General features: G+C 69.0%; 23 protein-coding genes, 1 tRNA gene and 1 pseudogene. 14 read left to right on the top strand and 11 right to left on the bottom strand.

Translation table 11 applies throughout. The annotated features are described in order from the left end of the window. Positions 1–144 (top strand): annotated as a pseudogene (locus tag DFR74_RS18685) (IS3 family transposase); the annotation flags it as partial. Positions 145–341: 197 nt separating this feature from the next. Further along, the gene (locus DFR74_RS18680) at positions 342–1,367 is read left to right on the top strand and encodes an SAVED domain-containing protein (RefSeq protein ID WP_198161908.1); all 1,026 of its coding nucleotides are present in this window, start codon (positions 342–344) and stop codon (positions 1,365–1,367) included. A gap of 172 nt (positions 1,368–1,539) precedes the next feature. Here DFR74_RS18680 and DFR74_RS18675 read toward each other — a convergent pair whose 3' ends face one another. Together DFR74_RS18675 and DFR74_RS18670 are read right to left on the bottom strand one after the other, a co-directional pair. Then, a complete protein-coding gene (locus tag DFR74_RS18675; RefSeq protein WP_113975177.1) occupies positions 1,540–2,454 on the bottom strand; it encodes a hypothetical protein in 915 nt (304 codons plus the stop codon). Positions 2,455–2,903: 449 nt separating this feature from the next. Next, positions 2,904–3,290 (bottom strand): hypothetical protein, encoded by a 387-nt coding sequence (locus tag DFR74_RS18670; protein WP_067513942.1) that lies wholly within the window; start codon positions 3,288–3,290, stop codon positions 2,904–2,906. Positions 3,291–3,532: 242 nt separating this feature from the next. Here DFR74_RS18670 and DFR74_RS35455 point away from each other — a divergent pair, with 242 nt between their 5' ends. Beyond that, positions 3,533–4,003, top strand: a complete 471-nt coding sequence (locus DFR74_RS35455; protein WP_147265853.1) for a hypothetical protein — start codon at positions 3,533–3,535, stop codon at positions 4,001–4,003. 1,035 nt (positions 4,004–5,038) lie between these two features. Here DFR74_RS35455 and DFR74_RS18665 read toward each other — a convergent pair. Beyond that, positions 5,039–5,129, bottom strand: a tRNA-Val gene (locus tag DFR74_RS18665). 300 nt (positions 5,130–5,429) lie between these two features. On the opposite strand from DFR74_RS18665, the gene DFR74_RS18660 reads away from it, so the two are divergent. The 11 genes from DFR74_RS18660 to DFR74_RS37210 all read left to right on the top strand — a co-directional run bounded on the left by DFR74_RS18660 (position 5,430) and on the right by DFR74_RS37210 (position 16,976). Continuing rightward, complete coding sequence (locus tag DFR74_RS18660; RefSeq protein WP_067513943.1) at positions 5,430–6,353, top strand: phosphate/phosphite/phosphonate ABC transporter substrate-binding protein; 924 nt, start codon at positions 5,430–5,432, stop codon at positions 6,351–6,353. Positions 6,354–6,355: 2 nt separating this feature from the next. Then, positions 6,356–7,147 (top strand): phosphonate ABC transporter ATP-binding protein, encoded by a 792-nt coding sequence (gene phnC / locus DFR74_RS18655; RefSeq protein ID WP_067513944.1) that lies wholly within the window; start codon positions 6,356–6,358, stop codon positions 7,145–7,147. Between the two features lie 2 nt (positions 7,148–7,149). After that, on the top strand, positions 7,150–8,781 hold the full coding sequence (gene phnE / locus DFR74_RS18650) for a phosphonate ABC transporter, permease protein PhnE (RefSeq protein ID WP_067513964.1): 1,632 nt from the start codon (positions 7,150–7,152) through the stop codon (positions 8,779–8,781). A 152-nt stretch (positions 8,782–8,933) separates the two neighbouring features. Continuing rightward, on the top strand, positions 8,934–9,701 hold the full coding sequence (locus DFR74_RS18645) for a GntR family transcriptional regulator (protein ID WP_067513945.1): 768 nt from the start codon (positions 8,934–8,936) through the stop codon (positions 9,699–9,701). Continuing rightward, a complete protein-coding gene (locus tag DFR74_RS18640; protein ID WP_067513946.1) occupies positions 9,688–10,113 on the top strand; it encodes a phosphonate C-P lyase system protein PhnG in 426 nt (141 codons plus the stop codon). The genes DFR74_RS18645 and DFR74_RS18640 overlap by 14 nt, the downstream gene beginning before the upstream one ends. Further along, positions 10,110–10,745 (top strand): phosphonate C-P lyase system protein PhnH, encoded by a 636-nt coding sequence (gene phnH, locus DFR74_RS18635; RefSeq protein WP_067513947.1) that lies wholly within the window; start codon positions 10,110–10,112, stop codon positions 10,743–10,745. Before DFR74_RS18640 ends, phnH begins: the two co-directional genes overlap by 4 nt. After that, entirely contained in the window at positions 10,745–11,851 is a 1,107-nt protein-coding gene (locus DFR74_RS18630; RefSeq protein WP_067513948.1) for a carbon-phosphorus lyase complex subunit PhnI, read from the top strand. Before phnH ends, DFR74_RS18630 begins: the two co-directional genes overlap by 1 nt. Continuing rightward, on the top strand, positions 11,848–13,659 hold the full coding sequence (locus DFR74_RS18625) for an alpha-D-ribose 1-methylphosphonate 5-phosphate C-P-lyase PhnJ (protein WP_067513965.1): 1,812 nt from the start codon (positions 11,848–11,850) through the stop codon (positions 13,657–13,659). The genes DFR74_RS18630 and DFR74_RS18625 overlap by 4 nt, the downstream gene beginning before the upstream one ends. A 4-nt stretch (positions 13,660–13,663) precedes the next feature. Beyond that, positions 13,664–14,398: an ATP-binding cassette domain-containing protein gene (locus DFR74_RS18620; RefSeq protein WP_067513949.1), complete on the top strand. Its 735-nt coding sequence runs from the start codon at positions 13,664–13,666 to the stop codon at positions 14,396–14,398. Continuing rightward, positions 14,395–15,600 (top strand): alpha-D-ribose 1-methylphosphonate 5-triphosphate diphosphatase, encoded by a 1,206-nt coding sequence (locus DFR74_RS18615; RefSeq protein ID WP_067513950.1) that lies wholly within the window; start codon positions 14,395–14,397, stop codon positions 15,598–15,600. Before DFR74_RS18620 ends, DFR74_RS18615 begins: the two co-directional genes overlap by 4 nt. Next, positions 15,597–16,976, top strand: coding sequence for an inositol monophosphatase family protein (locus tag DFR74_RS37210; RefSeq protein ID WP_113975176.1), 1,380 nt, complete (start codon positions 15,597–15,599; stop codon positions 16,974–16,976). The genes DFR74_RS18615 and DFR74_RS37210 overlap by 4 nt, the downstream gene beginning before the upstream one ends. 72 nt (positions 16,977–17,048) lie before the next feature. On the opposite strand, the gene DFR74_RS18605 is transcribed toward DFR74_RS37210, so the two are convergent. From DFR74_RS18605 to DFR74_RS18570, 8 genes are all read right to left on the bottom strand, one after another. After that, entirely contained in the window at positions 17,049–18,212 is a 1,164-nt protein-coding gene (locus DFR74_RS18605; protein WP_067513951.1) for an alpha-D-ribose 1-methylphosphonate 5-triphosphate diphosphatase, read from the bottom strand. After that, the gene (locus DFR74_RS18600) at positions 18,209–18,907 is read right to left on the bottom strand and encodes a GntR family transcriptional regulator (protein ID WP_067513966.1); all 699 of its coding nucleotides are present in this window, start codon (positions 18,905–18,907) and stop codon (positions 18,209–18,211) included. Before DFR74_RS18600 ends, DFR74_RS18605 begins: the two co-directional genes overlap by 4 nt. Beyond that, on the bottom strand, positions 18,900–19,709 hold the full coding sequence (gene phnE, locus DFR74_RS18595; protein WP_067513952.1) for a phosphonate ABC transporter, permease protein PhnE: 810 nt from the start codon (positions 19,707–19,709) through the stop codon (positions 18,900–18,902). The genes DFR74_RS18600 and phnE (DFR74_RS18595) overlap by 8 nt, the downstream gene beginning before the upstream one ends. Then, the gene (locus DFR74_RS18590) at positions 19,706–20,503 is read right to left on the bottom strand and encodes a phosphonate ABC transporter ATP-binding protein (protein WP_232331914.1); all 798 of its coding nucleotides are present in this window, start codon (positions 20,501–20,503) and stop codon (positions 19,706–19,708) included. Before DFR74_RS18590 ends, phnE (DFR74_RS18595) begins: the two co-directional genes overlap by 4 nt. A gap of 3 nt (positions 20,504–20,506) precedes the next feature. Beyond that, positions 20,507–21,391: a phosphate/phosphite/phosphonate ABC transporter substrate-binding protein gene (locus DFR74_RS18585; protein WP_067513953.1), complete on the bottom strand. Its 885-nt coding sequence runs from the start codon at positions 21,389–21,391 to the stop codon at positions 20,507–20,509. A 292-nt stretch (positions 21,392–21,683) separates the two neighbouring features. Next, the gene (locus DFR74_RS18580; protein ID WP_067513954.1) at positions 21,684–22,001 is read right to left on the bottom strand and encodes a hypothetical protein; all 318 of its coding nucleotides are present in this window, start codon (positions 21,999–22,001) and stop codon (positions 21,684–21,686) included. 147 nt (positions 22,002–22,148) lie between these two features. Further along, a complete protein-coding gene (locus tag DFR74_RS18575; protein WP_067513955.1) occupies positions 22,149–22,613 on the bottom strand; it encodes a peroxiredoxin in 465 nt (154 codons plus the stop codon). Between the two features lie 73 nt (positions 22,614–22,686). Then, positions 22,687–23,109 carry a DUF3052 domain-containing protein gene (locus DFR74_RS18570; protein WP_067513956.1) on the bottom strand — a complete coding sequence of 141 codons (423 nt, stop codon included), beginning with the start codon at positions 23,107–23,109 and terminating at the stop codon, positions 22,687–22,689. Between the last annotated feature and the right edge of the window lie 81 nt (positions 23,110–23,190).

The following is a 23,190-nucleotide window of genomic DNA, read 5'->3' as shown; positions in this document are numbered from 1 at the left end:
GACACCCGCGAGCAGCTCCGGATCGCGATCGTCACCTGGATCGAACGCACCTACCACCGGCGTCGTCGACAAGCCAGGCTCGGCCGGTTGACCCCAATCGAATTCGAAACCATCATGGCTCCAGCAGCCCGACAGGCTGCATAACCGCTGTCACCCGATCCTGCAGCAGCCCCCGACTCCTGACGTCGCAGGTGGGTTGGGGTGGGCTGCGACAGGGCCTGTTCGGAAACTCGCGAGAAAGGTGGGACGCTGTCCAGTAGCGTGGCGCCGGTTGTCGGCGATTGTGGTCTTGCGATGGGATGAGTTGAGAAGTGTCAGTTCCGAATCACGAGATGCCGCGGATGACGGTCTCCGCTGCTGGTTCGTCCCTGGGTGGTGGCGGTTTAGGGGCGCTGTTCGCTGATGGCTCGGCGTTGATCAGCATCGGCGGGCTGGTCGCTGGCGGGTTCGCCGTCGAAGCCGCCAAGTCGTTGATGACGGACGAGCCCAAGGGCCGCGTCTGGTTCGTCCTCGCATTGGCGGCGGGCACCATGGTCGTCGTCGCCGGGTTCTGGCAGAGGGCGTGGCGCCGTCGCCGATCACAGGTCGGGATCATCATTACCGCGGCCGATAACCTCGCGACCGCACGGCAGCGAGAGCAGCAGGCCGAAGCATTCAGCAGCCAGGAATGCGTACTGACCCTCAAAGCCGCCGTCGACCTCCCAACTGATCAGACACAACGACTGACATTGATGGAAGCATTGGTAGAGGAGACCCTCCAGGCGATCATCACCGCCCAGCGTCTGACGCCAGATGCTGCCCGCATCAACCTCATTCCCACTATGCGATTACAGATCGCGTTCTGGTACGGCGCCTGCTTGGGCCACACCCACTCCCGCGAAATCGCGGTCTACTCCGTTCGCCAAGGCAACGGCAACCCCGCCTACTTCCACGCTACCGGCCTACGTGCCAGCCGAAACCGCAAACGTATTCTCACCGTCGCTCCCCTCGAAACAGTGCCCGGCGGCGACCCTTCACGTGTCGCATTGGCGCTGGATTTACAGGGACGCGGCACCAGCTTCCACGACCAGGTTCTCAACGACTGTCGCAACCGCGGCATCGGAACCCTCCTGCTGCTCAGCCACAGGAACCCGACCCTTCCAGAGACGAAGAAAGCATTCACCGCCGTCACCGACCAGATCTGTCAGGTCTGGCGGGACTCCACGCTGCCGGCAGGCGCACGGACCTCGCAACACGCGATCTACCTGAGCGGTCCGGTAGCAGTATCGGTCGCCCTCGGTGCGCGCTTGGCCGCCGCAGACCGAAACCGGTGGACAGCGCTGTCCTACAACACGGTGACCAGCACATACGAGTCATTCCCGTCGTAGGGCGCAGCTTCCGCGCGGTCGTCGCAGATCGAACTATGGCTGGGGCGAGGCGTACGCGGACAAGGCCATAGCCAATTCCCTGTCCCTCCGTGAAGGAACGCTCACGGGCGGCGGCACTGGCGCCTGCCGGCGCGCGGAGGCTCGTCCGTGGGCCGCGCGGTGCATCAGGTCTCTACATCAGCTGGTCGAGCATCGATTCTTCGGCCCTACGACGCGCCACGTCCTCGGTCGATACGCCGTGCCCGAGATCGACAATCGCGCCATCGCGTTCGAGCTGCCACGTCCACCCGGCGGGAATCTCCGCATCACCTCTGCGCCGAAACATGACCGACGCTCGGAACCGACGGATCGTCAAGACCGAGAGGGAGCCGCTGCCCAGGTGGACCCATTCCGCCTTCGCTGCGGTGCGCTGTTCCATCAGGCGCGCGAAGGACGCCCGGAGATCGTCAGGCAGGTCATCGAGCAGGACTCGCGTCTCGATATCGGCCAGCTCGGCGTCTAGCGAGGGACCTCGCCCATCTGGTTCACCGACGAACTCGGGCAGCGGATTCGCATTGTTCGACGGGGCAGCGACCCGCAAGATTCTGGCCGTCGAATAACGGCCGTCGACGAAGCAATCCTTGTCCGCTCGATACATCCTGCGCGTGAACCGAACGCGTCGGCCGTCAGTCGCCAGCCGGATATCCCGACGCCCGATCGCCACGACAGTGGTGCGCTCCAGCTTCGCCAGATGGCCTCGCTCATCCACGTACTGGACCTCGACAACAGCGCCGGGCACCAACCACTCGGGCACCTTGTATAGGGGCCTAGGCGGCGGGGCCGGCCGAACCGGACTGCCCAGCGACTCGACCTTGAGGATCAGTTGCCGGAACCGGTGATAGCTGACGCTGCGACCCTGCTGCCGCTCGACTTCCCGAACTCGCTCGCGTAGCTGCCTCAGCGCTTCGGCCACGCTGTCGGGCGACCCGGCGAACGTGGCCGTCTCCTCGCCGAGGTCGACGAGGCAGGGAAGCGCGCACCGATGCTCGTCCAGCACGCGCACAGTCATAGGAGTGAGCCCGGAGATCATGAACGACGAATCAGTCACGTGACCACCTCCATGTTTAGACGACCGCCATCAACCGGCAGACTAGAACGATCGCGGCTATCGCGACGACGTGATCGGCGTGGGTTCTTGTCCGTGCGGGTGATCATGCACTTCGGCCTGAGCAAAGACTTCGCCGCGCCCGGACCCGCGCCGCGTACAGGGTCATGCACCCTCACAAGGCGCCCAACTGCCGCGCATCGCCGGAGCCGGGTAGCTCACGAGGTGCCAGATCAACCGGCGTACGGGCACGGTAGACGTAAGCGAGGCTGATCGTATTCCTATCCGTACGAACGGATACGGGTGTAGAGCGTCCATCGTCCAGGGCAGGAACGCGGTCCAGTTCCCGGCAGGCATGATTTGGCCGCGCTGGTCAACTGGCGTTGTGGACACCGGGCAGAGCAGGGCTTGGACTCTGGCTGTTCTCCCGGACGGGCATGTGGCTGGCTGGTTCACTCAGTGGCGTTGAAGCTGTGCACGATCGCGCTGATCGCGTCCGGAATACCTGAGTGCGGAATCGCGGCGTCCAACCGGTCCATCTGCTCGGCCGTCAGCGGTTTGCCTGCCCAGGCCTCAGCTTGTGACTTCGTGATCAGTTGCCACGGCGGAACCGATTCCAGTGCTCCGGAGCCCACCATTTCTTCGATCCAGGCGGCCGGGTTGGAGTGCGACAGCGTCTCGTCCCACAACTGGTTAGCCCGTGATTTCAGCTCGATCACATCCTTGAGCTTGAGGTTCATGGAGGCGGTCAGCGATTCCATGACACTCGGGGTGAATGCACCGGCTGCGTCGAGTTCGGCGATGAGGCGCGCGAACTGAACTGTGCTGTTGGTCCACATTGTCGGCTCCTGGGTATTTCCGGGCAGAGGATCGGTGATCGGGGTCTGGGAACGCTCGGCACCGCATTCGTGCGGGCGAGTGCGGTGGCGTTGCTGATAACGGCAGCTTTCGTCGTGCTCGATGGGCTGTCGGCGGGCACCGAGTGCGACGTCCCACATCTGCGGCGCAGTGCGGGGCGCCCACGTTCGGCCGTAGGATACGGAGAAGGACGAGGGGTCAGCGCTGCGGATCAGGTTGAGACATGTCCAAGCCCCGCCATGATCGACGCGGCGAAGCTAGCCACGAAGCCATCGACAGAGCCAACCGACTGCGCGAAGTGTCGCGTTCCCGGATCAGACGGTCACGCGACCGTGAGAAGTCCATCACAGTCGAAGCAAAGAAGTACTTCGCCGCTGGGGACGCCATCAGCGCGATCGAGCATCGCCGTGATGCCGCGATAGCCCGATTAGAGCGCCAGATCGAAGAGCAGCGAGCGACGGCAGCCGGGGAGATCTTCCATCTTCTCGAGACACAAGCAGCGGCAGTTCGGACTATTCGGGAACTGGAGCCAGACGATGACGCGGTGGTCGAGTTGCTGGAGACGCCGCTGAAAGCCATGAGACAGCTTCTGGCACGCGTCGACAGAGAGCTGAAAGCACGGACCAAGCCGTCAACGACGCCGACCGAACCCGGCCCCGCGATGGCCCCCAACAATCGTGGGCGATCGTCATGACGACAGTGAACGACGTGTCAGCAGTTCAGGCGCCCGCGGTGATCGAACCATCGGCAGTGAGCGTGGACCGCCGACACAATTCGATCGTCGCGATTGTGACAGGTGCCTCGAGGAGTGCGTTGCATTTGACAGGCGCTCGAACACTTGATGCTGGGTACCGGCCCGCTGACAGGGATCGGCGCGGGCACCTTGCCGCAGAATGACGCGTCGTTGGTCTGGTTGGCTGGGTAGGCGCCGACATGGGCTGTGGCTCGATCTGTGAGGATTGTGCGTGCTCGATTCACCTCATTCGCAGTACGGCTCCGCCCGCTCGACGGAGCAATAACTGGGTCACGCGTTCGTCTCAACAGATGAATGGCAGCTCGCCGACGAGTTCGGTAACGGGAGGCCGCTGACCGGGACCATTCCGATGCAGCCCAGCTATTCGCGTGGTTCACGATGCCGCTCCCGTGTGGCGCGCACGGCCAGCCAGGGACATCGGAAGTCCTAAAGCGAGGCGTGTCGGCCGCTTCAACCTACGAGTTCCCCGCTCGCACGACAACGAACTCGGCGCGGAAAGGCGAATCGAGCGACGCCAGGCGAGTGCGTGCTCCGGTCTGCGACCAAATTCTCATCTCGATCACGCGGGGGCGGCTGGTCGATGCGGCCGATCGAGGCGACGCCGCCGGTGCCGCGCGGCTGGTCTAGATGCCCGAGACCACGACGAATTGGCCCGGAGGGGTGTGCGGCTCGCCAGCCGGCATGCCCCGAACTACCCCGGGCGCGCACCGCGGTTCGATACACCAGCCGATCCGTCACGCTGACCTCATGCCTCGCCTCTGCGGCCCAGGCCGAGTAGCCGAGCCGCGCGCGACGCGACCGAGCAAATGTTCGGCAACCGGAGTTTGGATGACCTCGGCGCATCCTTCGAGCGGGCCGACCGAGGGCATCACCGCGGTTGCTCACCCGTCGGCGAATCCGGTGTGGCACACTCTTGGCACACCGGACGCGCATGGACCGAGGCGCGCGGCGCATTCCCCCAGCAGAAATATCCTCTGACCAGGGCCTTCCCGGCGAATTGCGTTCGAAGGTCGGCCTCGGACCCGCTGGTGTGTAAAACCAGTGCTCTACCGCTGAGCTATACGTCCGGGCCGCCGGTGGGCCGACGACAATCGGCCATGAATGTACCGTGACCAGGCAATCGTCCTCAAACCGCCAGGTCAGGGCCGTCCCGGCGCGCCGGGAACAGCCGGAGGGGCACCGCGGCGGACGGGCTGGCCGCGAACGCGGACATACCGGACGCCCGGTTCCCCGGTCAGTCGCTGTAATCCGACCGCGCGCGTTATCGGGGACTTCATCCGGTGGATGCCTGTACGGCAGACAATGACCGCAGCCTGACCTGGTCACCGAGAAGTCCGCCGAACGGCGGAGGAAGTGGACCAGAGGCATGTCTCGAATCTCAGCCAGGCGTTTCGGCGTCGTCACCGTAGCGGCCGTCGCCGCACTAGTCGTCTCCGCGTGCGGATCGGGCGACGAGTCCGATCAGGCACAGCCACTGGTCTTCGCCGCGGTTCCGTCCGAGGAGTCGACGAGCTTGGAGCAGGGGTACGCCCCCATCATCGCGATGCTGGAGCAAGAGACCGGACGCGAGATCATCTTCCAGAACGCCACCGACTACGCGGCGGTCATCGAAGGCCAGCGGGCGGGCAAGATCCATTTCGCGCAGTACGGACCGTTCTCCTACGTGCTCGCGAAGAACTCCGGCGTCGAAACCACGCCGATCGGCGCGTTCGTGGACGAGCCGGGCGGCAAGCCCGGGTACCAGTCCTACGCGATCACCAAGTCGGACTCGCCGGTGAACTCGCTGGCCGACTTCCGCGGTAAGAGCGTGTGTTTTGTCGATCCGGCTTCCACCTCGGGCTATCTGTACCCCTCCGCGGGTCTGCTCGCGGAGGGCATCGACCCGAAGAATGATGTGAATCCGGTGATGGCGGGCGGGCACGACGCGTCCGTGCTCGCCGTGATGAGCGGGCAGTGCGAGGTCGGCTTCGCCTACGACACGATGGTGGACAGCGTGCTGATCGAGAAGGGTCAGCTCGCGGAGGGCGATGTGAAGGTCGTGTGGAAGTCGGAGGTGATCCCCGGCTCTCCGTTGGCGATCAGTTCCCAGCTCGATGCCGATCTGCTCGAGACCATCACCAAGGCGGTTCACGAGAAGGGCAACGTCGACTACTTGATGGCCAACGGCTTCTGCACCGACCCGTGCGACATCGGTGAGGAGAACGGCTGGGGTTACACGCCGGTCGACGACGCCCTCTATGACGGTGTCCGCAAGGTGTGCGAGACCACCAAAGACGAGAAGTGCGAGTAGCCATGGCTGTCGAACCGGGCGTCGTCGTCGAATTCGACGGTGTGACCAAGCGATTCGGGCAGCAGGCCCCGGCGCTGGACCGGGTGTCGTGCACTGTGCGCGCCGGCGAAGTAGTCGTTCTGCTCGGGCTGTCCGGATCAGGCAAGTCGACGCTGCTGCGTCACGTCGACGGTCTGGTCGCGCCGAGCGAGGGTACGGTCACCACCTTGGGTGTCGATGTCGGCACGGCACGCGGGCGTGAACTGCGCGCGCTGCGCACGCGAGTGGGTTTCGTATTCCAGCAGTTCCACCTGGTCGCAAGCCTGACCCTGTTGGAGAACGTGTGCACGGGCGCGCTGGCGTCCTTGCGCGGACCGCGCTTCGGCCTGATCACCTACCCGAGGTCGGTGCGGCTGCGAGCACTCGAGAATCTCGACCGGGTCGGCCTCGCCGACCAGGCGTTCCAGCGGGCCGACACGCTCTCGGGCGGACAGCAGCAACGCGGCGCGGTGGCGCGGGCGCTGATGCAGCAGCCGGAGATCCTGCTCGCCGACGAACCGGTCGCCTCCTTGGACCCCGAGTCGGCCGATCAGGTGATGCGCCTGATCGCCCGCATCAGCGCCGAGGACAACCTGACGGTGCTGTGCAGCCTGCACCAGGTCGAGCTCGCGCTCACCTGGGGCGACCGGGTGATCGGACTGCGGTCGGGCCGAGTGGTGCTGGATACGCCGACCGGTGGCCTCAGCAGGGACGCGGCAATGGCGGTGTACGCCAAGGTCGCGGTGCCCGGGCCGGTGCTGGCCAAGACAGGATGACCATGCGCGTGGAGTCGTCGTCGCGGACCCCGTCCGCGGCGACGCTGAAGCGACCTGGTCCCGGGTCGACGGTCGCGCTGATGGTCGCGCTCGGCGTGCTGGGAGCGGGGATCTGGTCGGTGGCCGATCTCGGCATCGAGCCGTCCACCTTCGTCGACAGCGTGCACAACGCCGTCGATTTCAGCAGCCGGATGCTTCCGCTGGACTTCCCCGGCCTCGGTGAACTGGCGACCCTGACCGGGCAGACGCTGGCGATCGTGCTGTGCGCCACGCTGCTGTCGGTACTGTTGAGCATTCCGGTCGCGGTGCTGGCCGCCGGAAACACGAGCCTGTCGCGGTCCTCTCGATTCGGGGCCCGGGCGCTGATCGTCGCCGCCAGGGCCGTCCCCGATGTCGTGCTGGCGATCATCTTCTTCCGGGTGTTCGGTTTCGGCGCGCTGGCCGGTGTGCTGGCCATGGGCATCCATTCGGTGGGCATGGTCGGCAAGCTCTACGCCGATGCGATCGAGCAGATCGACGAGGGTCCGCGCTCGGCGGTGCGCGCCACGGGCGCGAGCCGGTGGCAGGAACTGGTCTCCGGGGTGCTGCCGCAGGTGATCCCCGCCTTCGTGGCGACAGGTCTGCACCGATTCGACATCAACCTGCGAATCTCGGTGCTGCTGGGGTTCGTCGGTGTCGACGGCATCGGACTGGCCATGGCGACGGCGTTCCGCCGCCTGGACTACCAGCGTGGCATGGCGCTGGCGCTGGTCGTGTTGCTGGTGTGCGTCCTGGTGGAGGTGCTCAGCGGCGTGATCAGGCGGGCCGTGCTGTCCGCCGAGGGCACGGCCGGCGGTGCCACGCCGCGACCGGGCCAGGTCACCCCGCCGTGGACGGCGCGGCGGATTCGCCGGACCGTGTACGCGGGTGTCACGGCGTTCGTCGTGCTCGCCGCGATCTGGGGAGCGGACCTGTCACCGGGACAGTTCTTCGGTTCGCTCGGCGATCTGGGGCAGACCGTCGGCCTGTTCTGGCCGCCGGAGACGGGCGGGATCTTCGACGCGCTGCTCGCGGACTTGCTGATCACCATCAAGATCGCGCTGGCGGCGACGCTGATCGGTGCGGTGCTGGCCTTCGTCATCGGGTCGCTGGCGGCCCGCAATGTCGCCCCGACACCGGCGATCGCGCAACTGTTCCGCAATATCATCGTCGGCGTGCGCGGGCTGCCGGAACTGGTACTGGCCATCGTGTTCGTCGTGATCACCGGCCTGGGACCGGTGGCGGGCGCGCTCGCGTTGGCCATCGGCACGATCGGGTTGCTCGGCAAACTCACCGCCGACTCGCTCGAGGAGGTCGATCCCGACATCGAGCACGCGGTCCGTGCGACCGGAGCCGGTCCCTGGCAGGTGTATTTCGGGGCGACACTGCCGCAGGCGGCGCCCGCCTTCGTCGGCAACCTGCTCTACCAGCTCGACGTGAACATCAGATCGGCGACCCTGCTGGGCATCGTCGGTGCGGGTGGCATCGGCTTCCATCTGCTCAACGCGACCCGTGTGCTCGAGTTCGGCGTGGTCACCACGGTGATGCTGATGGTGTTCGCCACCGTGATGGCGGTGGAGCTGCTCGCGGTGTGGTTGCGGCGGGTGGTGCGGTAGCGACGCGGACCCATCCGGGCCCGCGATCGGCCGAAGGCCGCACTCGGCACGGTGCCGACCGGGAAACAACTTGCTCAGTTGTTCACCTCCCGCGTCGGCGCCGTTCCGATGAGCGCGGTTGTCCGGACAAGCGCGCGGCGCAGTCTGTCGGCATGACATCGAGCAGGTATCTCGCGATCGCCGAAGAACTCGCGCGGGAACTGGAATCGATGGCCCCCGGGAGCCGGGTGCCGAGCGAGAACGAGATCGCCGCGCGGTTCGGTGTCGGCCGGGCCGCGTCGCGATCGGCATTGCAGGAACTCGAGCGCAGGCTGGTGGTGCGCCGCATCCAAGGTGCCGGCACCTTCGTCAACCGGCGTATCGACTACGTCATCTCCGGCAGCAGACCCCCGTCCTGGCACGCCACGGTGTCGGCGGCGGGCGCGCGGCCCCGCGCGATGGTCAAAGCGATCGACCGGACGCCGCTGCCTCCGGACGTGGCCGCCCAGTCGGGCCTGCGCCGCGGCGCTCCGATGCACCGGATAACCCGGGAGTTCTACATCGATGACCTGCTGGCGTCCTGGGTCACCGAATGGGTCCCCGTCGCCTCGGTGCCGGAGCTGGAAACCGCACTGCACGTGGTGGATTCGCTGGACGCGGTGCTGCGTCAGATGGGCATGGTCGCACCGACACGCGCCTGGTGCCGGGTGGGTGTGGATCTGCCACCCGCCGACGTCGTCACGGGGTTGCGCATGGAGAGCTGCCAGCCCGCCTGGCGGGTCGAGAGCCTGAGCTGCGATGGGGAAGCGGGCCCGCCGATCATGTTCAGCCGCACGTGGACTCGCCTCGACGCGGTGCGTGTCGTGGTCGAGATGGACAACCGGGCATCCGACTGCGGGTGCCCGACGAGAGGAAGGTGGCAAGACCATGCTCAGCCGTGAGGAGCGCGCCGAGCTCCTGGCCGAAGCCGACGCCGAGGCGCTGATCGCCCTCGCCGACGCGTGCCTGGCCGACGGCGCGCCGTTCCAGGTGCTCTCCCCGCCCGAGGTGGGGTCGGTGGCCGCGCAGGTCGCCGATCCGGTCGCGGCCGACCGGTTTCTGCTCGGGGACATCCTGGCCTGCCGGGCCGAGGTGGAACTGGACGGGCACCGGGGGTGGGCGATGCGACTGGGTGACGAGCGCGCCGCGGTGCTGGCCGCCGCCGTGCTGGACGCCGAGGCGCTCGCCGGCCGCGCGCAGGCGGCCGCCGTGGATGAGCTCTGCGATCGCGTGCGGGAGCGGCGCCTGCGCGCCGAGGAGCGGGAGTGGGCCGAACTCGCCCCCACCGTCGTGGAATTCGAGGAGCTGACATGACGACCGCCACGCGGATCGCCGCGGCGGCCCTGAGCCCCGACACGGCCCACACGGTCTTTCGTACCGTGCTCGACGCGCTGGCCCGGCCGGGAACGGTCGTCGAGCTGCCCGAGGCCGCGCTCCCCGCGCCGCTGCTCGCCGTGAGCGCGCTCGCCGACCACGGCGCCGGGATACACATTCTCGGTGCGGATGCGGCGGCGTGGACCGACGCACTCCGGGTCACCACGGGGGCGCCCGAAGCCGCGCTCGGGACGGCGCGCCTCGTCGGTGCGTTGCGTCCGTTGTCGGGGGCGGAACTGACGACGCTGTCGCGCGGGTCGGCGGCGGCGCCCGAGCGAGGCGCGCTGGCCGCTGTGCCCGTCGCCGCGTTGGACGGCGGGGTGCCGCTGCGGCTGAGCGGGCCCGGGATCGACGGCGTGGCAGAGCTCGCGCCGCTCGGATTGCCAGGGGACTTCCTCGCCGCGCGTGCCGAGGCTGTCGCGGGTTTCCCGGCGGGCGTGGACTTGCTGCTGGTCACCGCCGACGGCCGGATGGCCGGGTTGCCACGGACGACGGTGCTGTCGGCGCCCGGTCCGCATGCCGACGCCGCCGTGGATGGACGCGGATTTCCCGCGCGAGCACAGGAGGATTGATGGGATACTCGGGCGCACGCGGCGGGCTCGCCGCGATTCTGGCCGCCGAGCGGCTGGTCGAGGACAAGCGCGAGGTTGCCGCCAGGGAGATGCCGGCCGGTACGGTCGCCGCGACCTTCCGGCTCGGTGTCGATCGTGTGATGGGGGAGGCCGGCCTCTACCACGAGGCGACCGCGGGTGCGGCGTTCCGCCAGGCCGAAGGCGACACGATGGAAGCCACCCATCTGGTGCGCGCGCACCGGTCGCGGCTGCCGCGGCTGGCGACGAGCGAGCCGATCGATCCGGACGAGATGACGGTGCTGCGCCGTATCGTGCCCGCGTTCCGGGAACCCGACGGGCCGCAGTTGCTCGGCCGGACAACGGATTACACCGCACGCATGCTCGACACCGGCGAGGCTCGCGAGTCCGTCGCCCAGCGGGCGCCGGGCGCCGCGCCCAGAGCCGCGACGCCCGGCGTACGACAGCCCCGGCGGTTCCTGGACCAGCTCCGCAAGATGGACCTGGTGGTGGAACACCGGGGGGAGAACGGCGATCCCGAGCCCCACGACATCGCTCGCACCCCCGCTCGTCCGCCCGCGCCGCGCTCCGCGGTGCTTTCGGCCATGGCCCGCGCCGAGACCGGCGGCCTGGTGGGGCTGTGGTATCGGTCGATCCTCGGCCCCGACGGAGACATCCACGAGGTGACGCTGGGAGAGGTCAGGCACGGCTGGCTGCCGCTGCGGGTGCGCCATCCGCACACCGGCAATCCCGTGACCATCGGCAGGTTCCGCGCCACCGAGGCCGAGGCGATCGAGGATCTGGACGGCGCGGAGGAGGATCGCGCTCGCTTCGACGTCGGATACGGATTGTGCCTGGGCCACAACGAGCGCAAGGCGATCGCGATGGCGAATCTCGACATCGCCAATCGGCGCTTCGGACGCACCGGCCCATTGGAACAACTGCTCCTGATGACCACCGATGGGCTGGACTCCGCGGGCTTTCTGGAGCACCTCAAGCTGCCGCACTACGTGACCTTCCGATCGATGGTCGAACGCAAGCAGGCGATGCGCGCCGACGCGGACGCCGATCGGCGCCGTGCCGAATCGTGGGGAAGGACCTGCCGATGACTGTCCTCGACATCATGGAAACCCTCGACGCCGCGGCGGCGGTCCCCGGACTGCTCGACGAGGGCGCCAAACGGGAGATTCGTCGCGCGGTGCTGACCGCGGTGTGCGTACCCGGGTTTCAGGTGCCGTTCGGTTCCCGGGAGATGCCGGTGGCGCGCGGCTGGGGTTCGGGAGGTCTGCAGGTCACGCTGGGGGTGATCGGCGCTGATGACACCGTGAAAGTCATCGATCAGGGCGACGACGCCGGCGTGAACGCCACGAATCTGCGCCGTTTGATCGCGAGCAGCACCGGATGCGCCTCGACCGCCGACACCAGGGAGGCGACCGTCATCCAGTCGCGGCATCGGGTGCCCGAGGAGGACTTGGGCCCCGAGCACCTGCTCGTCCTGCAGGTTCCTGTTCCCGAACCGTTGCGAGGAGTGCAGAAGTCGGTCTCGGAGTGCGGGCGGATGCACGCCGAAGGGGACTACGCGATGATCTGGGTGAGCTTGTACGAGGATCTGGTCCGCAACGGGCTCATCACGCAGTCCACCGGATATCCCGTGCTGGTCGGCGGCCGGTACGTCATGGCCACCACGCCCATCCCGCGCTGGGATGTGCCCAGGCTGCATCAGGCGCGGCACCTGACGTTGTTCGGCGCGGGCCGGGAGAAGAAGATCTACGCCGTGCCCGCGTACACCGATGTGCGGCCGCTCAGTTTCGACGACGTACCTTTCGAGGTCGAACACGCGCCGGGCGCGGTGTGCGGGCGCTGCGGCCGCGACGACGCGTTCCTGGTCGAGGCGGGCCCCGACGGTGGGTACGCGTGCAGCGATATCGAGTGGTGCAGCCGTGTGCGCGACGGGGACGCCGACGTCGAGGCCCACCGTCGTCGCGCGCCGCTGTCGATGCTGCCCGACCCTCAGCGGCGACTGGCAGTCCCCGAGACGCGCGCGTCCGCGGCTCCCGCGCGCCGGCGCGCCACGCCGGGGACCGAGTGGGCCCTGCGCGTGCGGTCGCTGGGCAAGGTGCACGGCCTCGGTGGCGCCGACGCCGTAGCGGGCACCGGACCCGGCTACGGCACCTCGATCAGTCCGGGCACCGGCGCCATCGTCGCCGCCTGGGACGTGTCGTTCGACGTCGCGCCCGGTGAAGCTCTCGGCGTCATCGGCGAGTCCGGATCGGGGAAATCGACTGTACTCAGCTGCGTGATCGGCGATCAGGCCGCGACCGCCGGTGAGGTCTATCTGCGGGCGGTGGACGACGGGCGAACGGATCTGTCGACCTTGTCGATGAGTGGGCGGCGGGCGCTGCGCGTGGACCAGATGGCCGTGGTGCATCAAGACCCGGCCGCCGGACTGGACCTGCGGATCAGCGCGGGCGGCAATATCGCAGAGCGCCTGACCGCCGCGGGCTGGCGCGGCTACCACGCGATCCGGCAGCGGGCCGCCGAACTGCTCGACCGCGTCGAAGTTCCGCTGCGCCGGATGGACGATCCGGTCGGCACCTTCTCCGGCGGCATGCGCCAGCGGGTGCAGATCGCCAAAGCTCTCGCCACCGAACCGCCGGTGCTGCTGCTCGACGAACCGACCACCGGACTCGACGCGTCGGTCGCGGCCGGTGTGCTCGACCTGCTGCGGGAACTCCTCGCGGAGCGCGACGTCGCGGCGGTGGTGGTCAGCCACGATTTCGCGGTCATCGAGGCACTCACCGATCGCTGTGTCGTCATGCAACTGGGCCGGGTGGTCGAGACCGGGCTCACCGATCAGCTCGTCAACGATCCCCACCATCACTACACGCAGCGGTTGGTCGCTGCGGCCAGGAGGTGACGCCGTGCCTGTGCTCAGCGTCCGGAATCTGCACAAAACCTTCACCCTGCACACCATCGACGGGCGCACCGTGACGTCGCTGTCCGGCGTCGATCTCGACATCGACGCCGGTGAGCACGTGGCGCTGGCCGGTCCCAGCGGCGCGGGCAAGTCGTCGCTGCTGCGCTGTGTCCACCGCACGTACCTCCCCGACACGGGGTCGGTCACGTTGACGACCGCGGCGGGAGCGGTCGAGCTGACCGATCTCGACGATCGCGCCATGGCCCGGTTGCGCGGCCGCGAGTTCGGTTACGTGGCGCAGTTTCTCGCCGCACCGCCGCGGACCGGGCCGTTGCGCGTCGTCGCCGCGGCGGCGCGCAGGCGGGGCCTGGCACCCGACGCCGCGCAGGCGGCGGCCGTCGACGCGTTGCGACGGCTCAACCTGGACGAGGCGCTGTGGGACGTCGACTGCCGCGTACTGTCGGGCGGCGAGCGCCAGCGCGTCAACCTCGCGGCGGGCACCGTCGCACCACCGCGGCTGCTGTTGCTCGACGAGCCGGTGTCCGCGCTGGACCCGGCCAACCGCGCCGCGGCGCTCGACCTGATCGAATCGCTGTCCGGCGCGGGTGTCGCGGTGCTCGCGGTGTTCCACGATCTCGACGCGATGCGGCGGCTCGCCACGCGGGTCCTGGTACTGGACGGCGGCCGGATCACCCGATCCGGTGCGCCCGGCGACGTGCTGGCGGGGGTGTTCGCATGACCGCCCCGACGCGCCACCGCGGTTGGACTCCGGCGGCCGCGCCGGCCAGCTATACCCTCGGCCATGTGCGCGCGGTGCTGCCGGACCGTGTCCTCGATGACGCGTTGATCGTGGTGCGCGACGGTCGTATCGCCGCGGTCCAGACACATCGCGCCGGAGTTCGTGCCGATCTGGACGGCGCCGGACTGTTGTGTGTGCCCGGACTGATCGACGTCCACAGCGACGGCCTCGAGCGGGAGCGCGCGCCGCGGCCCGGGGCCGAACTGCCGATGGAGTTCGCACTGCGGTCGTTCGAGGGCAAGTTGCGCGCCGCGGGGATCACCACGGTGTTTCACGGCGCCGGATTCGAGGAGCGTGGCAGCGCGGGCCTGCGGCGTTCGGTGGACGCCGCCCTGCAGCTGTGCGCGGCCGTCGACGAGTACTCGGGCGGTTCGGTGGACCATCGCATCCTGTACCGGCTGGATGTGCGGTGCCCGCGCGGACTGGCGGCGCTGCGCGCGCGGCTCGACGCACTCCCGGGATCGGAACGCCAGCTCGTGTCCCATGAGGACCACACGCCGGGACAGGGCCAGTACGCCGACCGCGGCTACTTCGAGCGCTACATCTCCGGAACCCAAGGCCTCACCGAGGACCAGGCGCGAGACGCCGTCGATCGGCTGATCGCCGAGCGCGACGGCAGGCTCGCGGACCGGGACCGGGCGCTGGGCTGGCTCGGCGCCCAGGCCGTCTCCGGTCGTGTCCGGTTGCTCGGGCACGATCCCGCCGACGCGCAGGAGATCGCGGACCTGCACCGGCGTGGCGGATCGGTCGCCGAGTTCCCGACCACCGTCGCGGCCGCGACGGCGGCGCGGGAGCTGGGATTGCCGGTCGTCATGGGCGCGCCCAACGTGTTGCGCGGCGCCTCCCACAACGGCAACGCGTCCGCCCGCGAGCTGGCCGGACGTGGCCTGGTCACCGCGCTGGCCTCGGATTACCTGCCCTCGGGCCTGCTCACGTCGGCCCTCCTGCTGGCGCGCGAGGGATTGACGACGCTGCCCGACGCCATCGGCTTGGTCACCGCGGGCCCGGCCGCGGTGGCGGGCCTGACCGATCGCGGGTCGCTGACCGAGGGGGCGCGGCCCGATCTGGTGCTCGTGGACGCGGGCCCGAGCTGGCCCGCGGTGCGGGCCGTGCTCGGCGTCGAGGCAGGGGAACGGCGATGACCGGCAGTGAGGTGATCCGATGGCCGGTGCCCGAACCCGAGCTGCCGGCGGAGACGGACTCCGTGCTCGCGGCGGCCGCACGGGCGGCGGCCGCCGGATTCCGGGACGCGCGTGCGCGATTCACCCGAGCCGAGCTCGCCGAGAAGGTGGAGATGGGCGCCGACGGCACTCCGACCATGCGGCTGGATGTGCTCGTGGACGGCCGGATCGTGGACGTCGCGAACGCCAACGGGGTGAATCTGCTGAGTGAGGAGATCGGCGCGGTCGACCTGGGGTCGGCGCGCACCCTGGTGGTCGACCCGGTGGACGGCACCGCCAATGCCGCCGCCGGCGTGCCACTGTCGGCGTTCTCCGCCGCGATCGTGCACGACGGAATCGCGGTCGAAGCACTGACGTGCTGGTTGGATACCGGACGCTGCTGGCACGCCGTGGCCGGGCGCCCGGCGCCCTATCGAACGACCGGACGGCGCGAGCTCGACGGCGCCGCCGTGAGCCTCTTGCGTCCGCACGCACGCAACGCCGACGCCTGGTGGCGGGTGACGCGCCGGGCCGAGCGGGTGCGCATCCTGTCGACCAGCTGCTTGGAAGCGGCGCTGGTGGCCGAGGGCTCCGTCGACGCGTTCGCCGACACCGGCTCGGACACACACCGGCTGATGGACCTGGTCGCCGCGCTGGTGCTCGTGCCCGCCGCGGGGGGCGCGGTCCGGGACGCGTTCGGTAGGCCGATCGACTTCGACCCGGATCTGACCCGTCGCTGGTCGGGCGTGGTGGCCGCGTCCGAGCGATTGGCCGACCAGTTGTGCGCCGAGATCGCGGCCACCACGCCCGCGCTCACCGGCGCGGAGCTGGCGGCGCTGATCGATGGACTCGCGGGGCTGCCCTACGGCGGCGAAGCCGTCGACCAGCGCACCCACGCCCTGCAGACCGCATGGCACGCCGCGCGTTCCGGGGCGACCGACGAAGTGGTCCTCGCCGCCGCGTTGCACGACATCGGTCGCGCGGCATCGGTCCGGGCCGAGTTCCCCGGCTTGCCTCATGAGGTGTCAGGAGCCCGGTTCGTCGAACGCCACATCGGTGCCCGCGCCGGATGGCTTGTCGGCCAGCATGTTCCGGCCAAGCGCTATCTGGTGGCCACGGATCCGGGCTACGCGTCGACGCTGAGCCCGGCCTCGATCGCCTCGCTGCGTGCGCAGGGCGGCCCGATGGACGACCGCGAGGTGGCCGAGTTCGCCGCGCATCCCGACGCAGGCACCGCCGCGCTGTTGCGCCGATGGGACGACGCGGCCAAGGACCCCACGGCCCCAGCGCTGCCGCTCGCCGACGTGCTCGCCGCGTACGCGCGAATCCGCGCGGACGGCGGAACCGGGCCGCGCTGAACGGGTTCGGCTCCCGGTCTGATCGGGCCCGGCGGCCGCTCGCACCGAGCTGCCGCCGGGCCCGATCGTCGTTCAAGCCCCTACGGCGCGTGACGCGAGCCGAGCCTGGGCGCCCGGCCTCGCGAAGACCCGGCGACCATCTCGCCACAAACCGACGCCGACGAGCGCCGTGCCGTGGCGCCGATACAGAGTCGCGGTCAAGGGCCGCCCGACGGCGATGCCCGGATGCGCGATGCCGAGCACCTCGGCGGGCCGGGCCGACACCATGCGCACCGCGCGCGCCAGGTCGCCGTCACCGGCCGCCAGCACCTGGGTGGCGGTGTGCAGCGCCGAAGGCAGATAGTCCGAGCACAGCACATCGCACACCCCGGCGCGCACCGCGTCGGCCACCAGCAGATTCGCCGACGAGGTCGAGCGGCCGCGCACCGCGTTCGGTGCGCCGAGCACGACGGTCATCCCCAGCTCACCGGCCCGGCGGGCGGCGTCCATGGTGAGGGGGAATTCCGCGATGGTGGCGCCGGCCGCCCGCCCTTCCTCGATGTGTTCGGGACTGCGATCGTCATGCGTCGCCAGCACGACACCGTGCTCGCGCGCCAGCGCCGACACCTGCTCGCGGCGGTGACCGACGGCGCGCTCGCGAGCGGGGCTCACCCGGAAGACCTCTTCGACCTCCGCGGGACTGACACCCCAATCCGCGGAATAGAAGTCGCGTAGCTCGTCGAGCGTCGCGAATCGGCTGCGGCGCAGGGTGGTTTCGATCATCGAGACCACAGCGATCCGGCTCGATACATCGAACAGGGACTCCAGGGCGCCGACCGCGCGGTCGTCGGTGAGCTCCACCCTGGCGTGGATACGCCAGTCACACGCCAGATCCGGCCCGAGTCGTTCGAGCGACTCGGCCAAACGCCCGGCGTCCTCGATGGCGATGCCCTTGCGCGGCGAGTCCTCGCAGCGCGCCGCGATGCACACCACGCCCATGCCCGCCGCGGCGCATTCGGCGTCGAGCACGGAAAGGACGGTGTCGTGGTCGAGGGTGACCGTCGCGCGTGGTCGCCTGCGTTCGACGAGATTGTCCAGATGCAGGTCCACCCCGGCCGGCACCAAGAAGTAGTCGCCCGGCGCACCCTCGGCGAGTTCGGTGACCACGCCGAGCTCATCATCGATGACCACCGCCGCGGCGGTGATCACGGACGCGCCGTGTCCCGTGACGATGGTGACCCCGTGATAGGTGCTCACCGCAGGTCCACCGTGAACTGGATCCGATCCCCGCGGAATCGGTGCTGGACGAGCGCCACTGGATTTCCTCCTCGATCGACATTGAGCCCGTCGACGCACAGCAGTGGCGACCCGACGGGGATCCGAAGCAGCGCCGCGTCGTCGCGGTCGGCGACATCCGCGGCGAACGTGCGGTGGGCGCGGACGATACGCACGGCGTGGGTCTCGCGCAGCATCTGGTGCAGCGACCGCTTGCCGTCCCATCCCGCCGCCAGCCCGGCGGCGAGGACGGTGACGGTCAGCGACCAGGGCACGCCGTCGACGATCCGCAGGCCGCGAAACCGGCGCGCGCGGCCGAGCACCGCGTCGTCGACGTCTTCCACCGACAGCGGGCGAGCCACCACGTCATGGCCGGATTCGCCCATGGCCAGCGTGAAGCTGGCCTCCCGGCCAGTCGACACGTCGTACCGCACGATGGGTGGTGCGACGAACGAGCCCGTGCCCATTCGTGTTTCGATGCGACCGCGCTGTTGCAGACCGGTCAGCGCCCGGCGCACCGTCAGGCGGTTGACGCCGTACTCCGCGGCGAGCTCGGCTTCGCTCGGCAGCCGGTCACCCGGGGCGAACTCGTGCTCGAGCCGCCGTTCGAGTTCTTCGCCGATCTGACGGTAGAGAGGGACCGCGGCGTAGCGGTTCACCGCTGTCGATTCAGCCACGGTCACCTCGCAGGATCCGGCGGCGGATGGCCACCGAGACCCGTTCGATGCCGAGTACGACGACGAAGATGGCCAGGATGATGGCGAGCGCTTCGTCGTAGCGCAGCAGGGTCATCGACACCGACAGCTCGATGCCGATACCGCCCGCCCCGACCAAGCCGAGCACCACCGACGAGCGTGCCGAGGATTCCAGTGCGAACATCGCGGTGGTGACGAACGAGGGCAGACAGGTGGGAAAGACCGCACCGAGCAGCACAGCCGGCCCCGATCCGCCGACGGCCCGCATGCTTTCGATCGTGCCCACGCCGACCTCCTCGATACTCTCGGCGAAGAACCGGCCGCAGAAGCCCATGACATCCACCGCGATCGCCAGCACGCCCGCTTCGGGGCCGAGCCCGACAGCGATCACGAAAATCAGGCCCCACACCAGATCGGGAATGGTGCGGCAGACCGTGATGACCGCGCGGGCGGCGACGTAGAGGACGCTCGCCGGCGTGGTGTTGGCCGCGGCGCACACCGCGAGCGGCAGACTCAGCAGCACACCCGTGAGGGTGCCGAGCAGGGCCATCTGCACCGTCACCAGCAGGGCGCCCAGGATCGGGCCCGCACGACCGAAATCCGGTGGTACGGCATCGGAGAGGAACTCGCCGAGCCGGAACACTCCGGTGGACAGTGCCTCCGGATGGATCGCGACGCCTTGGGTCCAGCCGTGTCCCAGCAGGCCGAGTACCACCACGAGCAGCAGGATGGTGGGTGTACTCGGCCTGCGCAGCCGTGCGGGCGGTGTGGTCGTGGGTGTCACGAGACGGCACCGCCGTACACGGCGTCGAAGGTCGTCTCGTCGCAGTCGGCGGCCGGGCGGTCGAGCACGATCCGGCCCGACCCGAGACCGACGACGCGGTCGCAGTACTCGAGGGCCAGCGCGCTCTGGTGGAGGGCGAGCACGACGGTGGCGCCGGAGTCGGCGGCGCAGTCGCGCAACAGCGCCAGCACCCGCTCGGCAGCGGCCGGATCGAGGCTGGCGATCGGCTCGTCCGCCAGGATCAGAGACGGTCGCTGCATCAGCATCCGCGCGATCGCCACGCGCTGCTGCTGGCCGCCGCTGAGCGCGGCCAGCCGCATCCCGGCCCGGTCGGCCAATCCCACGCGATCCAGACACTCCATCGCCTCGGCGCGGACCGATGCGGGGCTGATCGGGGTGAGCAGGCACCGCAGGCCGTGTCGGCCGGCCGCCCCCTGCAGCACCGTGTCGAACACTCCCATCCGCCCGATCAGGTGCGAACGCTGGAAGACGAATCCGGTACGTCGCCGCACCTCGCGCAGTTCGCCCCTGGACGCGGACGCGAGATCCGTACCGCCGACCACGACCGCTCCGGCACTGGGCCGCTGGAGCCCGATCACACACCGCAGCAGCGTCGACTTTCCCGCACCGTTCGTGCCGACGAGCGCGACGATCTCACCGCGCCGGACGCGCAGCCCGACGCCGTCGACGGCCGTGCGGCCGCCGGGGAAGCGAACGATCACGTCGCGCAGCTCGATCGCGGGTGCGGTGGCGGCCCCGGTGGGCGATATCGCCATAGCGGGCGCTCGGGTCATCGGTCAGTTCCCGACGAACTCGGTGAAATCCTCGACACCGATGGCGCGATACATCGCGCGCACCGTGTCGTAATCGGCGTCGGTGACTTCGACGACCGTGGAGCCGGCGAACTTGGCGTTGTCCTTGCCCTCCAGGATCGCGGCCAGCAGGACGTCGTAGTCGTCCAGGAACGCCCGGCGGATCTTGTCGCTGACCTCGGGATCGAGCCCGTCACGGGCCATCAGCAGGTCGGGCGGCAGGATGGGACCCTCCGCGAGCACCGGGAAAGCCGCGCGCTCGTCTTCGGCCACATACTCCTCGTAGTCGTGACAGCCGACGCCGACCGCCGCCACGTCGCCGCGTTCGAGTGCCGCGTGCACCGCGTCGCCGACGGTCAGCACCTCGACGTCGGTGCGTGGCTGTAGCCCCGCGTCGACGAGCATCTGCGACGGGCCCAGATGTCCGCTGGTGGAACCGATATCGCTCATCGCGATGCGCTGCCCGCGCAGATCGGTGAGCGAGGCGACCCCGCTGCTCCCGGTCGTGTAGACGCACGATCGGTAGCCGTCTCGTTCGATCGCGACGATCGGCTGAGCCTCGGTGCGCTCGTGGATCACGACGTACTCGGCGGGCCCGGTGAACACGACGTCCACGCGGTCCGATTGCAGCGCGGCCGCCGCGGCCGTGCGATTGGTGACCGCGAACAGTTCGATATCGAGCCCGGTCTCCCGGGCCAGCACCTCGGTGAAGGCGCCGAATTCGCGCTGGAGTTCCTCGAGCCCTTGGAGGTCGGTCACCGCGAAACGGACGGTGCCGGAATCGGCGGGTTCGGAGTTCCCGCAGGCGCTCGATCCGGCGATCAGGAGGGCAGCCATACCGGCGCCTACCAGAGTTTTATTCGGCCACATTTCGGTCCACCTATCCATCGCATGTGCCGTGACGGCTACCTGTCTAGATAGGTGAGTTGAACTGGCCGACAACCGCCGCACACCGCCAGGGCAACGCGGTGTGGCGGAGGTCGCCACTCCCATGACAACCCCGCATCCGCCGATTCACCCGGGGGCAGGAGCGGATTCACCCGGGGCAGGAGCGGTGGTTTCGATTTGCTCGTATCACCGATGAGCCGGAGTGACCGGCGGCCGCGATCTTCCGTCGCAGTCCGAGAAGAGCAGCCGCCGGTCGGGCCGGTGGGCCGCGACCCTATGCCTGGATGACCTCCACGCGCACCAGGGCGCCCAGGGAATCGCAGCTGGCCCAGGATTGGTTCTGCCCGTGGTGGATGGGGCCGTACTTCCAGTAGGTGAAGGGCACCGGCCAGGCGACGCAGGTGAGTTTCACCTGGTGCCAGGCGGGCAACTCGCAGTGGGCCATCCCGCCGGTGTTGAAGATGTTGTAGACATGACAGTTGGCCTGCCACACCGGAACATCGGCCTGGGCCACGCCACCACTGGCGAGGACGAGGCCCGCGGTCGCGGTGGCAACGGCGGCGCCGGCGGCGAGTCGCTTCGCAGAGAGCATGTCCGAACCTCCTGAATAGGTGTTGTGCGGATCACATCGCGTACGAATTCGCTGTGTTACGCGTCACCACGCCATTCAGTGGTCGGAAATCGCTCGCAGCGGCATTCCCGACGGCGTCCGCCGAGGTCCGCGGGAGCGGGAATCGGGTCAGGAATCCAAGGCGGCGAGCGCCTTTTCCCACGCCGCCTGATCCCGCGGCTCACCGGGACCGTTCATCTCGGCGAAGCGGATGTATCCCTCGCGGTCCACCACGAAGGTGCCGCGATTCGGGCAGCCCGACTTCTCGTTGAATACGCCGTAGGCCTGGGCCACCGCGCCGTGCGGCCAGAAATCCGAGAGCAAGGGGAACGTGTAGCCCTGTTCGGCGGCCCAGATCTTGTGGGTGGGCGGCGGGCCGACCGAGATGGCCAGGATCTCGGCGTCGTCGTTCTGGAACTTGGGCAGTTCGTCACGGACGCGACAGAGCTCGCCCTGACAGATGCCGGTGAACGCCAGCGGATAGAACACGATCAGCACGTTCTTCGCGCCCCGGTAGTCCGACAGCGTGACTTCCTGGTTGTTCTGATCCTTCAGCGTGAAATCCGGTGCGAGAGCACCCACCTCGAGCGGCATACGTGAATCCTCCATCGGTCGGTTCTCCGCCGGGCGGCGGGTAACACCGCCCGGCGAAACCTTAGCGAAAGGGTCAGCGCTGCTTCGAGGGAGCCTTCGGCTGCACCAGCCTGCTGCCGATCCACGCGCCGAGACTGATCGCGGAGGTCTGGGTGAGTCCCGCGGTGGGCGCCGCCTCGGCGATCTCGCTGGGATCCACGTGCCCCGGATGACCGGTCTTGGGCGTGAGCACCCAGATGAACCCGTCGTCGGCGAGCGGGCTGATGACCTCCATCAGCTCATCGGCCAGGTCGCCGTCGCCGTCGCGCCACCACAGCAGCACCGCGTCGACGACCTCGTCGGAATCCTCGTCGACCATCTCACCGCCGCTGGTGTCCTCCACGTCGGCACGGAGATCGTCGTCGGTGTCCTCGTCCCAGCCCAGCTCCTGGACCACCATCCCGTGAGTAATGCCAAGCTTCTGAGCGAAATTCTGCGCGTCCGCCGCGGCGACCACGGTGGTGTCCTCCTCAATCCCGACTACAGGTAGTTGCAAGCGAACATGGTTATCGCCTCGAGCGCAAGCCGATCGGGCGAA

Source organism: Nocardia puris, assembly GCF_003315035.1.
Taxonomy (GTDB): Bacteria; Actinomycetota; Actinomycetes; order Mycobacteriales; family Mycobacteriaceae; genus Nocardia; species Nocardia puris.
Note: the sequence above shows the minus strand (reverse complement) of the source record. Positions and strands in the feature narration are given on the sequence as shown.

What these genes read in the sequence shown, in the direction of transcription:
- DFR74_RS18680 (WP_198161908.1), top strand. Translation starts at nt 342, where the DNA reads ATGACGGTCTCCGCTGCTGGTTCGTCCCTGGGTGGTGGCGGTTTAGGG.
- DFR74_RS18670 (WP_067513942.1), bottom strand. Translation starts at nt 3,290, where the DNA reads ATGTGGACCAACAGCACAGTTCAGTTCGCGCGCCTCATCGCCGAACTC.
- DFR74_RS35455 (WP_147265853.1), top strand. Translation starts at nt 3,533, where the DNA reads ATGTCCAAGCCCCGCCATGATCGACGCGGCGAAGCTAGCCACGAAGCC.
- DFR74_RS18660 (WP_067513943.1), top strand. Translation starts at nt 5,430, where the DNA reads ATGTCTCGAATCTCAGCCAGGCGTTTCGGCGTCGTCACCGTAGCGGCC.
- phnC (WP_067513944.1), top strand. Translation starts at nt 6,356, where the DNA reads ATGGCTGTCGAACCGGGCGTCGTCGTCGAATTCGACGGTGTGACCAAG.
- phnE (WP_067513964.1), top strand. Translation starts at nt 7,150, where the DNA reads ATGCGCGTGGAGTCGTCGTCGCGGACCCCGTCCGCGGCGACGCTGAAG.
- DFR74_RS18645 (WP_067513945.1), top strand. Translation starts at nt 8,934, where the DNA reads ATGACATCGAGCAGGTATCTCGCGATCGCCGAAGAACTCGCGCGGGAA.
- DFR74_RS18640 (WP_067513946.1), top strand. Translation starts at nt 9,688, where the DNA reads ATGCTCAGCCGTGAGGAGCGCGCCGAGCTCCTGGCCGAAGCCGACGCC.
- phnH (WP_067513947.1), top strand. Translation starts at nt 10,110, where the DNA reads ATGACGACCGCCACGCGGATCGCCGCGGCGGCCCTGAGCCCCGACACG.
- DFR74_RS18630 (WP_067513948.1), top strand. Translation starts at nt 10,745, where the DNA reads ATGGGATACTCGGGCGCACGCGGCGGGCTCGCCGCGATTCTGGCCGCC.
- DFR74_RS18625 (WP_067513965.1), top strand. Translation starts at nt 11,848, where the DNA reads ATGACTGTCCTCGACATCATGGAAACCCTCGACGCCGCGGCGGCGGTC.
- DFR74_RS18615 (WP_067513950.1), top strand. Translation starts at nt 14,395, where the DNA reads ATGACCGCCCCGACGCGCCACCGCGGTTGGACTCCGGCGGCCGCGCCG.
- DFR74_RS37210 (WP_113975176.1), top strand. Translation starts at nt 15,597, where the DNA reads ATGACCGGCAGTGAGGTGATCCGATGGCCGGTGCCCGAACCCGAGCTG.
- DFR74_RS18590 (WP_232331914.1), bottom strand. Translation starts at nt 20,503, where the DNA reads ATGACCCGAGCGCCCGCTATGGCGATATCGCCCACCGGGGCCGCCACC.
- DFR74_RS18585 (WP_067513953.1), bottom strand. Translation starts at nt 21,391, where the DNA reads ATGTGGCCGAATAAAACTCTGGTAGGCGCCGGTATGGCTGCCCTCCTG.
- DFR74_RS18580 (WP_067513954.1), bottom strand. Translation starts at nt 22,001, where the DNA reads ATGCTCTCTGCGAAGCGACTCGCCGCCGGCGCCGCCGTTGCCACCGCG.
- DFR74_RS18575 (WP_067513955.1), bottom strand. Translation starts at nt 22,613, where the DNA reads ATGCCGCTCGAGGTGGGTGCTCTCGCACCGGATTTCACGCTGAAGGAT.